6 protein-coding genes are annotated in these 15379 nt (G+C 34.5%); 3 read left to right on the top strand and 3 right to left on the bottom strand.

The window, feature by feature from the left end; translation table 11 throughout:
• A partial coding sequence (locus LQ694_RS00005; protein ID WP_239771774.1) for a YPDG domain-containing protein occupies positions 1–7616 on the bottom strand: 7616 nt, incomplete at its 3' end.
• 451 nt (positions 7617–8067) lie between these two features.
• Between LQ694_RS00005 and LQ694_RS00010 the strand changes: the two genes are divergently transcribed.
• A complete protein-coding gene (locus tag LQ694_RS00010) occupies positions 8068–8466 on the top strand; it encodes a ribonuclease HI family protein (RefSeq protein ID WP_196968348.1) in 399 nt (132 codons plus the stop codon).
• A gap of 42 nt (positions 8467–8508) precedes the next feature.
• On the opposite strand, the gene LQ694_RS00015 is transcribed toward LQ694_RS00010, so the two are convergent.
• Positions 8509–9393, bottom strand: coding sequence for a 5'-3' exonuclease (locus LQ694_RS00015; protein ID WP_058611273.1), 885 nt, complete (start codon positions 9391–9393; stop codon positions 8509–8511).
• Positions 9394–9404: 11 nt separating this feature from the next.
• On the bottom strand, positions 9405–12833 hold the full coding sequence (locus tag LQ694_RS00020) for a dynamin family protein (RefSeq protein ID WP_218696542.1): 3429 nt from the start codon (positions 12831–12833) through the stop codon (positions 9405–9407).
• A 285-nt stretch (positions 12834–13118) separates the two neighbouring features.
• Between LQ694_RS00020 and LQ694_RS00025 the strand changes: the two genes are divergently transcribed.
• A complete protein-coding gene (locus LQ694_RS00025; protein WP_048539800.1) occupies positions 13119–13598 on the top strand; it encodes a cupredoxin domain-containing protein in 480 nt (159 codons plus the stop codon).
• Entirely contained in the window at positions 13595–15247 is a 1653-nt protein-coding gene (locus LQ694_RS00030) for a b(o/a)3-type cytochrome-c oxidase subunit 1 (RefSeq protein ID WP_096791922.1), read from the top strand. The genes LQ694_RS00025 and LQ694_RS00030 overlap by 4 nt, the downstream gene beginning before the upstream one ends.
• Positions 15248–15379: the final 132 nt, after the last annotated feature.

A 15379-nucleotide genomic window follows, 5' to 3' on the forward strand; every position in this document is an offset into this window, starting at 1 on the left:
TTATCACCAACTTGTGGGATATGAGTAGACGTACCAGGTTTAACAGGTGTTGAACCATTATCTTTAGAACCATATCCAGGTGTATTGTCTTTAGCGTCATTACTATCAGTATTACTGTCAGATGAGTTATCAGAGTTGCTATCTGAATCAGAACCTTTATCACTGTCTGAAGAACTGCTGTCATCAGAGTTAGAGTCAGAATCTACGTCAGAATCGCTATCAGAAGTATTATCTGAGTTACTATCTGAATCAGAATCTTTGTCGCTATCTGAAGAGCTGTTGTTATCAGAGTTAGAATCAGAATTCATGTCAGAACCACTGCCAGAAGTATTATCTGAGTCGTTGTCTGAGTCAGAATCTTTATCACTGTCTGAAGAACTATTGTCGTCAGGGTTAGAGTCAGAACTCATGTCAGAACCACTATCAGATGAGTTATCTGAGTTGCTATCTGAGCCAGAATCTTTGTCGTTGTCTGAAGAACTGTTGTCGTCAGGGTTAGAGTCAGAACTCATGTCAGAACCACTATCAGATGAGTTATCTGAGTTGTTGTCAGAGTCAGAATCTTTGTCGTTGTCTGAAGAGCTGTTGTCATCAGAGTTAGAATCAGAATTCATGTCAGAACCACTATCAGATGAGTTATCTGAGTTGCTATCTGAGTCAGAATCTTTATCACTATCTGAAGAGCTGCTGTCGTCAGAGTTAGAGTCAGAATTCATGTCAGAACCACTGTCAGAAGTATTATCTGAGCTGCTATCTGAATCAGAATCTTTGTCCTTGTCTGAAGAGCTGTTGTCATCAGAGTTAGAGTCAGAACTCATGTCAGAACCACTGCCAGAAGTATTATCTGAGTTACTGTCTGAGTCAGAGTCTTTATCGCTATCTGAAGAGCCGTTGTCGTCAGAGTTAGAGTCAGAATTCATGTCAGAACCACTGTCTGAATCAGAATCTTTGTCGTTGTCTGAAGAACTGTTGTCGTCAGGGTTAGAGTCAGAATCTTTATCGTTATCTGAAGAGCTGTTGTTATCTGAGTTAGAATCTTTATCGCTTTCTGAAGAACTGCTGTCATCAGAGTTAGAGTCAGAATTCACGTCAGAACCACTATCAGATGAGTTATCTGAGTTACTATCTGAATCAGAATCTTTGTCATTGTCTGAAGAACTGTTGTCGTCAGAGTTAGAGTCAGAATCTTTATCACTGTCTGAAGAACTGCTGTCATCAGAGTTAGAATCAGAATTCACGTCAGAACCACTATCAGATGTATTATCTGAGTTGCTGTCTGAGTTAGAATCTTTATCGCTTTCTGAAGAACTGCTGTCATCAGAGTTAGAGTCAGAGTTCATATCAGAACCACTATCAGATGAGTTATCTGAGTTACTGTCTGAGTTAGAATCTTTGTCGCTATCTGAAGAACTATTGTCATTAGAGTTAGAATCAGAGTTCATATCAGAAACACTATCAGATGAGTTATCTGAGTTACTGTCTGAATCAGAATCTACGTTAGAACCACTGTCAGATGAGTTAACTGAGTTGTTGTCTGAATCAGAATCTTTATCGCTGTCTGAAGAGCTATTGTTATCAGAGTTAGAATCAGAACTTACATCAGAACCACTGTCAGAAGTATTATCTGCGTTACTATCTGAATCAGAATCTTTGTCACTATCTGAAGAGCTGCTGTCTGAATCAGAATCTTTGTCGCTGTCATCAGAGTTAGAATCAGATCCATTATCTGAATTAGAATCAGAATTTACATCAGAGCCATTGTCAGATGAGTTATCAGAGTTGTTGTCTGAATCAGAATCTTTGTCGCTGTCTGAAGAGCTATTGTCATTAGAGTTAGAGTCAGAATTCATGTCAGAACCACTGTCAGAAGTGCTATCTGAGTTACTGTCTGAGTTAGAATCTTTGTCGTTGTCTGAAGAACTGCTGTCATCAGAGTTAGAATCAGATCCATTATCTGAGTTAGAATCAGAGTTCATATCAGAACCACTATCAGATGAGTTATCTGAGTTACTGTCTGAGTTAGAATCTTTGTCGCTATCTGAAGAGCTATTAGCATCAGAGTTAGAATCAGATCCGTTATCTGAATCAGAATCTTTGTCGTTGTCTGAAGAACTGTTGTCGTCAGGGTTAGAGTCAGAATTCATGTCAGAACCACTGCCAGAATTATTATCTGAGTCGTTGTCTGAGTCAGAATCTTTGTCGTTGTCTGAAGAACTGTTGTCATCAGAGTTAGAATCAGAACCGTTATCTGAATTAGAATCAGAATTCACGTCAGAACCACTATCAGATGTATTATCTGAATTGCTGTCTGAGTTAGAATCTTTGTCGCCATCTGAAGAGCTATTAGCATCAGAGTTAGAGTCAGAACCGTTATCTGAATTAGAGTCAGAGTTCATATCAGAACCATTGTCAGATGAGCTATCAGAAGTGCTATCTGAGTTATTGTCAGAGTCGGAATCTTTGTCGTTGTCTGAAGAATTATTGTCATCAGAGTTAGAGTCAGATCCATTATCTGAGTTAGAGTCAGAACTTACATCAGAACCACTGTCAGAATTATTATCAGAATTAGAATCAGAATTCACGTCAGAACCACTATCAGAAGTATTATCTGAGTTAGAATCTTTGTCGCTGTCTGAAGAGCTATTGTCATCAGAGTTAGAGTTAGATCCATTATCTGAGTTAGAATCAGAACTTACATCAGAACCACTATCAGATGAGCTATCTGAGTTGTTGTCTGAATCAGAATCTTTATCGCTGTCTGAAGAACTGTTGTCGTCAGAGTTAGAGTCAGAAGTATTTTCTGAATTAGAATCAGAATTAGAATCAGAACCATTGTCAGATGAGTTATCTGAATCAGAATCTTTATGGCTGTCTGAAGAGCTGTTGTCATCAGAGTTAGAGTCAGAAGTATTATCTGAATTAGAATCAGAATTTACATCAGAACCACTATCAGATGAGTTATCAGAGTTGCTATCTGAGTCAGATTCTTTATCACTGTCTGAAGAACTATTGTCGTCAGAGTTAGAATCAGAACCACTGTCAGATGAGTTATCTGAGTTGTTGTCTGAATCAGAATCTTTATCGCTGTCTGAAGAACTGTTGTCATCAGAGTTAGAGTCAGAACCGTTATCTGCATTAGAATCAGAATTCATGTCAGAACCACTGTCAGATGAGTTATCTGAATCAGAATCTTTATCACTGTCTGAAGAATTATTGTCGTCAGAGTTAGAATCAGAACCACTGTCAGATGAGTTATCTGAGTTGTTGTCTGAATCAGAATCTTTGTCGCTGTCATCGGAGTTAGAGTCAGATCCATTATCTGAATTAGAATCAGAATTTACATCAGAACCACTATCAGATGAGCTATCAGAGTTGCTATCTGAATCAGAACCTTTATCACTGTCTGAAGAGTTGTTGTTATCAGAGTTAGAGTTAGATCCATTATCTGAATTAGAATCAGAACTTACATCAGAACCACTATCAGATGAGTTATCTGAATCAGAGTCTTTATCGCTGTCTGTAGAACTGTTGTCATCAGAGTTAGAGTCAGAAGTATTATCTGAATTAGAATCAGAATTCATGTCAGAACCACTATCAGAAGTGCTATCTGAGTTAGAATTTACATCAGAATTACTATCGTCTGTTTTAACTGTTACAGGAACTGTAATTTCGTCTTTAGATCCGTCAGGATATTTAACTGTTACAGGGATATCAACAGTTGTACCTGGTTCGGCATCAGCCGGTGGCGTAACCGTCACAGCACCTGTATTAGGATCAACAGTCGCTGTCCAACCATCTGGCACGCTACCTTCAGGAATTTCAAATGTTGTACCTGGAGGTAATGTACTATCTCCATTTTGAGGAATCGTTACAGATTCACCTGGTTTCGTAGCCACAGGTTCAGTTGGGTTGTAACCTGGGTCGTTATCTTGAGCTTCGTTAGGTTTAACCGTAACAGAAACAGATGTATCGTCTGTAGAACCGTCAGGATATTTAACTTTAACAGGAATTTCTTTAGTTGTACCTGGCTCGGCATCAGCCGGTGGCGTTACAGTTACAGCACCCATATTAGGATCAACAGTCGCAGTCCAACCATCTGGCACGCTACCTTCAGGGATTTCGAATGTTGTACCTGTTGGTAATTCAGTATCCCCATTTTGAGGAATCGTTACAGATTCACCTGGTTTCGTTTCAATTGGTTGATCTGGGTTTTCAGTATTATAACCTGGCTCATTTTCTTGAGCTTCGTTCGGTTTAACTTTAACTGGAACAGAAATTTCATCTTTAGATCCATCAGGATAGTTAACCGTTACAGGGATATCAACAGTTGTACCTGGCTCAGCATTAGCTGGAGGTGTAACTGTAAGTTCACCTGTATTAGGATCTACTACTGCAGTCCAACCATCTGGCACGCTACCTTCAGGGATTTCAAATGTTGTACCTGTTGGTAAATCTTGATCTCCATTTTGAGGAATCCTTACAGATTCACCTGGTTTTGTAGCCACAGGTTCAGTTGATGTATAATTTGGATTTTTATCATCAGCGTCTGAAGTCGTTTTAGTACCTCGTTCAATTATTTTATTCTGAACTGGAGTTATAATTTCTTCAGAAGTACTTGCAATTCTTGTTTTTTCACCTGTAGTAGGATCTATTTCGTAAATATTATTAATGGATTTAGAACCGTTACGTCCTTCTTCGATAATATTTTCAGTACCTACTTTCAAGTTCGGATTATCTCTATATTCTATTTCGAAAGGAATAGTTTCAGTTAACACTTCTTTAGCGCCAACTTCTATTATTTTATCTGTTTTCTCAAGTTCATAAATTGTTTCAGATGTAGGGTTTGATAATTCACCTGTATCTGTATTTAGATCATATGAAGTTCTGATTCTTCTGATACCATCTTGACCTTCTTGAACTGTTGTAGGCTCATCTGAAATTAATTTATTATTATTTGCTTGATAAACCGTATCAAATGGAGTTACATTATTCTCAATTTGCAGTGTATTTTTTGCAATTAATTTAGCTATTGGTTTGTTAGATTCAGATTTGTATATTATGTTAACTGATCCGTCATTACGGTTTGTATACTTTTTAGCTTCACCGTCTTTACCTTCTTTTAGAACAGTTTCTGCACCAAGTGGTATATTATCTGCCACTTGTTTAACATATTTAACTGGTCGTGGAATAATTGCATGTAAATCGACATCATGTCCAATTAATACAAATCTTTGAAGCATACCTATATCAAGATCTTTAATATCTTTACCGTTGTTACTTAGAGGAGTTGTATATCCTTCTTCATGAGTGATTGCTCCACTTGAAGTGTGTCTATCTGTGATTTTAGCTGAGAAGTCAGTTATGTTTTCCCAAATATTAGATACATTGCTATTTATATCAGAATCATGCTGACCCTTCTTACTGAACACGCGATCATTCCATGTTCTTACTTCATGGTTACCAGTCCATTTAAGGAAATTATTTTTAGATGCATCTCCATAAATAAGTGAGTTGTTTCCTGTTGGGTGTGTCTCAGTACCCGCTTGTCCACTAGTTACCAGTCCAGTTCGTTGTAAGTTGAAATATTTAACTGTGCCTTCGATGAAGATACCACGATCTTGACCACCAATATTTGAAAATCCAATAATTTCTGAATGATAATCGTGATTATCCGTTTTTATATCAAATGTTGAATTTTCTTTAAGGATAATTTTGGCTGTTGTTTGGCCAGATGCAACCATAGAAATTACAGGGTTACGGCTTGTACGAGTGCCATCTGGTCCAACGAGATGGTTTATAGCATCAATTTTGAATACTGCATTTTCAGATACTGTAATGATAGAGTTTGAATTAAGTCCGATTAGGTTATTATTTCTGTTTTGACCATTATTTTTGTATTCAGAAACTGCATTAAACACACTATCGTTTTGAATGTTAAATCTAGAACCACCATGCATATTAACAATATTACCATTACCTTTTTGATGAATATTGATAGTTGTTCTTTTCCCTGTATTTAACATTCCATATTCGCCGTTACTACCGATACCAGTGCCAGTTCCAAAAGCAAAAATGTCTTGTCCTGATAAATCAATTTTATTATCGTTACCTAAGTCGATCGTTACGCCATCTCCACTAGTAGCGAAAATTCTATGTGTATTTTCTTCATCCCATGGATTTTCAGAATTTGTACTTAATTTTATTGTAGCATGATTCCCAACAGTGAAAGATCCGTTTTGATATTGTCTCGCTTTATTCTTACTTGAATCAGCGTAAATTTCAAAAATTCTACCTTTCTTTGCCATTGACATATCAACATTACTGTTGTCAGCAATTCTGATTGTATTTGCACCAATAGTAACGGTATTATTGTATCCTCTTCCACCATTTCCACTTTCAATACGGCTAACAAAATTACCAGAAATATTAACTGTTAATTTATCGTCATTTGTTAATGTACTACCAGTATGTTCTATGTCTCTAAAGTTTAATACTTGATCGTGAGCACCGCTACCATATTGAACAATCCCTGCATTCTGTCTCACAGGACCTGGATTGTTATCATCAGTATGAATATGACCATTATTAAATGTGATATTCCAAGCCGGTTTAGTGCCACTGTTTCCAGGAGTTTCAAAGTAGTTGTCCTGAGTATTTAAAGTGTGAGAATTTAAATTGATAGTCACAGCTCTTGCGGCATTTGAATTTAAAGTTTGGGCATCACGTTTTATGCCACCAACACCTCTTTGTGCTTTTGGCATAGTAATATTCGTATCAAATTCGATAGTTCCAACGTTCTTGTCATTCATTGCAGCTAGTAATTGATCGTAATTACTTACGTGCCTTGTTTGATATCCTACTGCTCTAAATGTATTGCTGTAACTACCTCCAGGCTTTGGTGCTTGTCTTGAAGGTTGTTCTAATGTTGTTGCTTCGACTTTGTCTTTATTTTGATTGTTAACAATGTCTTCAAGTGATTTAGATGACACGCTGTCTGTATCTACATCAGAAATTGTATTTGTAACTGTTGCTTCTACTGTTGGTGTATCTACTGCAGGTGTTTCTTCTACACTTGCTGGTTGTACTGCATTTACAGTATTAACTGCTGGTTCTGCAGTTTCTGTTGCTTCTTCAGTACTAGTTTCTTCTTTAGCTACTTCTGTTGATTCAGCTTTTGGTTGTTCTGCTTTTTCAGCAGTTTCAACTTTCGCAGTTTCTGTTGCTGCTGTATCAACTTGAGTTGCTTCTTCTGTAGATGATTTATCTTCTGTTGTTGATTCTTCGTTAGTTGTTGCATCTTGTGATGTTTCTTCAACTGCAGGTGCTTCTGTAGTTGCTTCTTCTTGTGGTTGTTCTGCTGTTGTTTCAGCTGTACCGTTTTCTTTAGCTGCTTCTTCAGTTGATGTTGTTTCTTCGATTGCAGACGCTTCTTCAACTGGATCTGTTGATTTGCCTTCTGCTTTTTCTTCTTGTGCATGTTTTTGAATTACATTTTCAGATGCAAATGCATCGTGAGTTGGTAAGCCTAAGAATATAAGCGTACCGATTAGTATCGAACACGTTCCTACTGTGTACTTACGGATACTAAACTTCTGTAATTTCCGTTGCTTATCCATTAGCAAGCCCCTTTACTATAAATTTCCTTAAAGGCAACTTTACTCATGGCTGAGTTTCCCCCGTTACTATTTTGTCTTTATCTCATTAGTAATGTGTTCAGTTATATATTCTATTAATGAATCTCAGATATATGAGTGAAGTGCACACTATTAATATGTGAATGGTCGTGCGAAACTAACTCTCCCTCCGTTAAGATTATTCACACATAAGATATGAACAAAATTATATTTCGTTCTGAATTAGTATATCACTTTTAATGTTAATTTCAAATACTATTTATAAATAACTCTATAAAATTAATATACAATTTTTACAACTTACAATATTTTGTACAAGTTTGATGAAGAATTATTAAGTCTAAATGAAAAGTATTATGACCATTTATTGAAGTCTGTTTATCGTTCGTGTAAATTAGATGAGAAGGTAAATAATTTGAAAGAGTTGATTGAAATGCCGCAAATTTATTTTGACGCCGCTTCTAAAGGTAATCCTGGAGAGAGCTGTTGTGCTTGCGTGATTATTACGGATGATGCGAGACATCATTTCGTGTCTTGCCTAGGTGAAATGGATAATCATCGTGCTGAATGGGAAGCTTTAATCTTCTCTATTCAACATGCAATTGAATTAGAAGTTGGTAATGCGTTAATTTATACAGATTCGAAATTAATTGCAGATAGTATTGATAAAGATTATGTTAAAAATGCTACGTTCAAACCCTACTTTGAGCTATTTAAAGAATTAGAACGTCAATTTGATTTAATATTTGTGAAGTGGATTCCACGATCTCAAAATAAAGAAGCCAATCAATTGGCACAAACTGTCTTAAGAAAACAATTAAAGCATAAATAAAAAGCATATCACGACGGCGCGTGATATGCTTTTTGTGTTTACTTACAAGAAGTTTGTTGTTAAATATTTACTTGATACAAATAATTCATGTTCGTTACAGATTTCGATAGATTGTTCGATTTCATGACGATATGTCATTTGATTAAGTAAATCTTCTGTTTCTAATGGTACATCTGTATGAATTTGCGCAAGTTGTTTCGACATTGCTAAGTCATCTCGATATGTGATGATTTTCTTTTGTTGTCCTGCTGTTAATTCATTAATGTTTTCGAGTACATTTTCAACTGATTGATATTGTTGTATCAGTTTAATCGCTGTTTTCTCACCGATACCTTTAACACCTGGATAACCATCAGCTGTGTCACCCATAAATGCTTTAACATCGACTAACTGATGAGGCTCTAAACCATATTCTTCTCTAAATTTGTGAATATCATATTTATTATAAATATTGAATCCTTTTTTCGTCAGCCATATATCAACATCTGTGTTAATACATTGTAATAAGTCACGGTCACCACTCACGACATATGTTTCATGCCCTTTTTCTTGAGCGCGTTTACTAATTGTTCCTATAACATCATCCGCTTCATAATTCGTAATACCTAAATTCAGTAGACCTAATTTTTCAGCAATTTCTTTCGCACGGTCAAATTGTGGAATCATTTCTTCAGGTGGTGCGACTCTATTTGATTTGTAAGCTTCAAACATATCATTTCTGAAAGTCTTAGATCCCATATCCCAACATACGGCAACGTGTGTCGGTTTAATGTCATTGATTACTGTATATGAATGTCTAATAAATCCTTGTACAGCATTTGTAGGAATACCTTTAGAATCTCTCATAAATTGTTTATGAATGCTCGTTGCATAAAAATGTCTAAATAATAAAGCCATACCATCTATTAATAATATTTTGTTACTCATATTGTGCTCCTTTATATCTCTTTCAAGACGTTTTCAATTTTTTCTATGACATCGTTATCAATATTCACAGATAAGTAATCTTCAATGAGATGAATCGTCTCTTGATTATACTGTTCGATGTACGACTCACCTATTGTATCATAATGTTCCAAATTCTTAGTTAACGCTTCATTAAATGTCACAATTGGACGGTCAATAAGCTTCATTGTATCATTTAAAATCGCATTTTGTGTTTCTTTTATTTTAGATGTCTTAATTAAATCTTTCTTACTCACCGAATTGATCGTTTGTTTCGCAATATCTTGAACTTGAATGTTAATCGGTTCATGATTGATTTCATTTTCAAAGTCATGTTTAAACTTAGAGATTAAAATAGAAGCATCATTTAATTCAACAATTGTTGGTGTTAATAAATCATCAAATGTTCTTGCATAAAAATTCTTTAATCTTTCTACGATAAGCGAGCTTTCTAAACTTAATTTCTGATTTAAATCATCTACATAATATTTCGTACTCATTTGTAGCGATTGTTTAAATTGATCCGTTACAGTTGATGTATTGAAATGTTTTTTGACAATATCATTTAATTGTATATTCAACCTGTCTTTCAAGTAATACAGTTGATCATGAATTTCTTTTTCCAGTTGATGATGTGATTTAATCACAATTTGATTAGTGAAGTTCTGTTTATCTTTATAACTGAGTAAAGTTGATTTTCTCTTTTCAAGCTGTGCTTTATCTTGTCTATACGTATGCACCATTTGTTCTAATTCATTTGTCAGTTGTTTAATTCTAGACTCTACTTGTGACTTGAGCACTTGCTTACTTTCAACTTTAACAAAGTGATCTAACGCTTCCATAAGTCGTTTAAACTGATCATCATGTGATTTCAATGCTTGTTTACTTGAAACTGGATAACACTCAGGTTTAATGTTCAATGCATCTAATGATGATTCTACATAAGATATAACAGCTTGTTTATCTTCTTCAGATTCTGCTAAATCAATGGCGTTAATGACAAATTTCAAACCTTGTGATTGTTGTAAATTATTCATATCACGCATGTAAGTTAAGAACTCACCGTCTTTATCAGTAAAGGCGTGATTATAATAACTAACATAAATAATTAAGTCACTTGATGCAATAATTTGTTCAGTCTCTCTCGTATGTCTTTGGTTATTAGAATTAAGCCCTGGTGAATCGATAATAATCTTGTCTTTTAACCATGCTTCTTCAAGTCTTAAATTAATTTTGTGTACAAAGGCAGCATGCGTATCATCAGCTGTTAACTTCTCTAGTTCTTCTATATCGAATGTGACAGATTTGCCTTCTTTTAAGATATCTTTGTAATGATTAAAGTTTGTCTCGATTGCTTCAAAGAATGCTAGATGATTACTAGATAATGAAGGATGTTGTTTAATTTCTTTATCGTTAATGAATGATTCAATTGTTGAGTACTGTTTATTGGCGAACTCTGTAATATGATTAATCTCTTCTAATAATTGCTCATAAGTCTTAAACGTCACTTCTTGTTCAGTACCGTAGCTAATTTCAGTAATACTTGCTGTCGTTGGATTTGGTGAACTTAACAGCACTGGCTTTTGTAAGATGGCATTAATTAAACTACTCTTACCTGCACTAAATGTTCCGAATACCGCAATCTTTGTGATATTATGCTCTATTCTTTCGACTTGGCTTTCGATATTATGAACTTCACCTTCAAATAACGGTAGTTTTTTTAAATGATTGATTTGATCTTTAAGTTGTTGCAGATTATTTTCTTGATGTTCCGTTTGAACTTCTTTGAATTGTTGTTTCGTTTCTTTCTTATCTTCTAGGTCAAGGTCATTTATATGAATAAAATGTCTATCAATTAACTTATCAATAGATTCATCAAGGTGAATATAATAATGTTGATAATTATTCGTAATGAGTGATGTTTTTAAATTCTTAAATTCAACATATGTTTCATATTCATTTAATTGATTAGTTTCTTCATTCGATTCGTTATGTACTTCACTCGCATTAACGATTTCTTCAATTAATTGATTTGTTTCATTGCGTATTTTTCGATTAATCATTTCTGTAATGCCTTTAGAATAAATTAACACGTAATCATTTGTAATGGACGTTTGTTCTTGAACATGACCACTTAATTCTTCTTTACTAATCGTATATTGTTGGTTGATGATTTTCTCGAATAAGTCCGCATCTTGAATGTATTTGTTTAAGTTCTCTAATGATTTAATCCATACTTTCGTAATTTCATCATGAATTTTGATGTCTAAAGGTTCTTTCACTTGTTCAAGTGTTTCATCTTGAATCATCGCTTTCTTCTTATCTTTATTAAATAGTCCTTTAACTTTATAGTCTTTAGCAGTTGTTTCTAAATAATGACGAATCGTTTCTCGCATTTCATAAGGCATCAAATAAGCGTTATCTAAAATTTCTTTGCGCTTTTCTTTTAAATTTGAAGTGAACTGATCTTTATCTTGAATTAATGATTGTTCACTTTGGACGTTGAATTTCTCTTTGTATGCTTGATAATCGTCATCGAAAGTTTCTTCAGTAGAATCAATATCAGAAAGAATCGTTTCCATATGTTGGTTAATATATTTCAGCTGTTCTTGTTTAATGTAATTCGTCACACGGTCTATAAATACTTGGTGTTCCGTACGTTGTTGATCAAGCTGATGGATATACTGATTAAATAACTGCTTCTCATTATTCGGTGTATCATATTTAGAAACATAAAATATCTTCTCTAAATTCAGTTTCCAATCTGTAACGGCTTTGTTAACACGATTTTTATAAGTATCAAACGAGATTTCATCTTCATCATGTTTATCGACTTGGTTCACAACTAATATTACCGGAATATCCAATTTATTTAATGATTTAATAAAATTAAAATTCATATCTGACTGCACATGGTTATAGTCGACTGTATAAAATACATAATTAGATGTCAGCAAATATTGAAAAGCACTTTCTCTATGGTTATCACTCATAGAATCGACACCAGGTGTATCTTGGAAAGTAAAGCCTTTATTGAATTTATCTGATGTAAATTCAATTTCGATAGACTCCACTTCTCTATCTTCTGTATTAAGCCTTTTAACATCTTCTTGATTATCTACAACTGTATATTGATTGTTGTTTAAATTAACAGAAATACTGTTTTTGTCTGAAGAAATCAGTTGTGCTGTGTTACTAGTTGTCGGGACAGGAGAACTTGGTAATATATTTTGTCCGATAACATTATTAATTAATGTAGATTTCCCTGCTGAAAAATGTCCGACAAAACTCACTGTATATTGTTCGTTATATATTTTTTTGATCATTTCATTGATTTGTTTAATTAATTGTTGATTTGATGACTTTTCGATTTCTTTTTTTAATTTATAAAGTAAATCTAATGATGCTTGATTACGATCCATTTTAATTCCCCTTTATTTTTACACAAATAATTTAAATAGTGTGATTTACATCACATTAATTTTTTAATCTCTATTCTATTATAAATAATGAAGAGAATATAAGAAAGGATGAATAAAATGACAGTCCAAAATAATGACCTAAACAAGAAGATTGATGACCACTCTCATGATGATCTGGATTTAAGAGGTACACTGTATTCAGTTTTCACATTGGGAGGCATCTTTGCAGTATTATGGGTAATTTGTTTTATTTTATTTTTAGTAAGAATTTAAGGGGTGAAATCTGTGCATAAATACGAAAAGTTATGGCTAAAAGTCGGCATAAGCTCATTAGTCATTTTCTTAACAATTTTGATGATTACAGGTTTGCATAATGGACACACGCCAGCCGCTTCTGGTAGAGACTATGTTAATCCTGATAAAGTCGATCAAATTGAACCTTTCAACAAACCAGGGCTACACAAAGTTAGCGGTAAAGATTACGACTATGAATTAGTGATTCTTGCTTCAGCTTTTAATTATCAGCCAGGTAAAGTCGAAATTCCTAAAGGTTCAAAAGTAAAAATCATTGCGACAAGTAAAGATACTTTGCATGGATTTAGTTTACCAGGAACGAACGTCAACATGATGTTAGAACCTGGTCACATTAGTGAATATTACAAGACATTCAATGAGAAACGCGAATATTTAGTCATCTGTAATGAATATTGTGGTATCGGACATGCAGATATGAAGTCGATGATAAAGGTTGTGGATAAAAAATGATAACGCGATTAAATAAGAATGATAGCAGACTTGTGATGGCGCATATGTATGTAGCCATTGGTTGTTTAATCCTTGGTGGACTAGCAGGATTATTACAAACATTTGTAAGATCAGGTTTATTACAATTACCTAAACAAATTTCTTATTATCAAATCTTAACGGTGCATGGTATCGTATTAGCATTGGTACTGACAACTTTCTTTATCTTAGGCTTTCAATATTCTGCAGTAGCTAAGACATCTGGACATTTAACGTCTGTACAAAGAAAGTTCGGTTGGATTGGATTTTGGGTAATGATTATTGGAACGCTCATGGCAGCAACAATGGTTCTATTAAACAAAGCCACTGTTTTATATACTTTTTATGCACCATTAAAAGCACATGCTATTTTCTATATTGGTATGGCACTTGTTGTTGTAGGTAGCTGGATTTCTACAGTTGGGCAAATTTTAAAATATGTAGAATTTAAGAAGAAGAATCCAGGTAAGAAATCTCCCCTACTGAGCTACATGGTAGCAATCAACGGGGTAATGTGGATTGTATGTTCATTAGGTGTTGCTGCGACAGTACTTCTTCAATTAATTCCTTGGTCATTAGGTTTAGTTGAAAGAGTAGACGTAACATTAAGTAGAACATTATTTTGGTATTTTGGTCATGCACTTGTTTATTTCTGGTTGTTACCAGCATACATGTGTTGGTATGCAATTGTGCCAAAGATTATCGGTGCAAAAGCATTCTCAGACAGTTTAGCAAGAATGTCATTTATGCTATTCTTATTCTTCAGTATTCCAGTTGGGATACACCACCAATTAGTAGAACCAGGTATTGATGATACATGGAAATACTTACAAGTTATATTAACTTTTATGGTTGTTATACCTTCAATGATGACAGCATTTAGTTTGTTTGCAACATTTGAAAATTACGGCCGTTCTAAAGGCTATAAAGGATTATTCACATGGTTTAAATCTTTACCATGGAATGACGCAAGATTCGTATTACCATTCTTAGGTATGTTAGCCTTTATTCCAGGTGGCGCAGGTGGATTAGTTAACGCATCTGCACAAATGAACGGATTAATTCACAATACAATTTGGGTAACTGGACACTTCCATTTAACCATCGCTTCAGCAGTCATCATGACATTCTTCGGAATCATGTACTGGTTAATACCTCATTGTACAGGTAGAAAACTAACTAAATTCACAAATAAATTAGCGCTTATGCAAGGTTATACTTGGGCAATCGGTATGACAATTATGAGTGGTGCTATGCACTATGTTGGATTAGTAAAAGGCGCACCAAGAAGATCAACATATTCAGAATATGGCGGTGCTAAACAAGCTGCTGAATGGATACCATATCAAGTATTACAAGCAGTCGGGGGAACAATTTTATTTATATCTATAATATTAGTTGTAATAGTGTTTATACATTTAGCCTTCTTATCACCTAAAGGCGAAGAAGAATATCCAGTATCAGAAGCATTAGATGAACAACAACCAGTCATTAAATTTGTTGAGAACTGGAGATTCTTAATCATCGTGACAGTATTGCTTATCTTAATTGCTTATACTGTCCCTATCGGACAGATGTTCACAGATCCAGCACCAGGAGCAAAAGGATTAGGAGAAGGCAAACTTTGGTAATTCTAAATTAATACATTTAACATAGAACCTTCATACAATGATGAATAATTAGGAAGACTGGCAACACATCTTTAGAAGATGCGATGCCAGTCTTTTTTGTTGTGTGGGGGTGAAATAATATATTGATTTAGG

The organism is Mammaliicoccus sp. P-M58 (genome assembly GCF_022386165.1).
GTDB lineage: Bacteria > Bacillota > Bacilli > Staphylococcales > Staphylococcaceae > Mammaliicoccus > Mammaliicoccus sciuri.

Excerpts from the sequence above, each read along its gene's own strand:
- LQ694_RS00020 (WP_218696542.1), bottom strand. The coding sequence starts at position 12,833 with ATGGATCGTAATCAAGCATCATTAGATTTACTTTATAAATTAAAAAAA.
- LQ694_RS00010 (WP_196968348.1), top strand. The coding sequence starts at position 8,068 with ATGCCGCAAATTTATTTTGACGCCGCTTCTAAAGGTAATCCTGGAGAG.
- LQ694_RS00030 (WP_096791922.1), top strand. The coding sequence starts at position 13,595 with ATGATAACGCGATTAAATAAGAATGATAGCAGACTTGTGATGGCGCAT.
- LQ694_RS00015 (WP_058611273.1), bottom strand. The coding sequence starts at position 9,393 with ATGAGTAACAAAATATTATTAATAGATGGTATGGCTTTATTATTTAGA.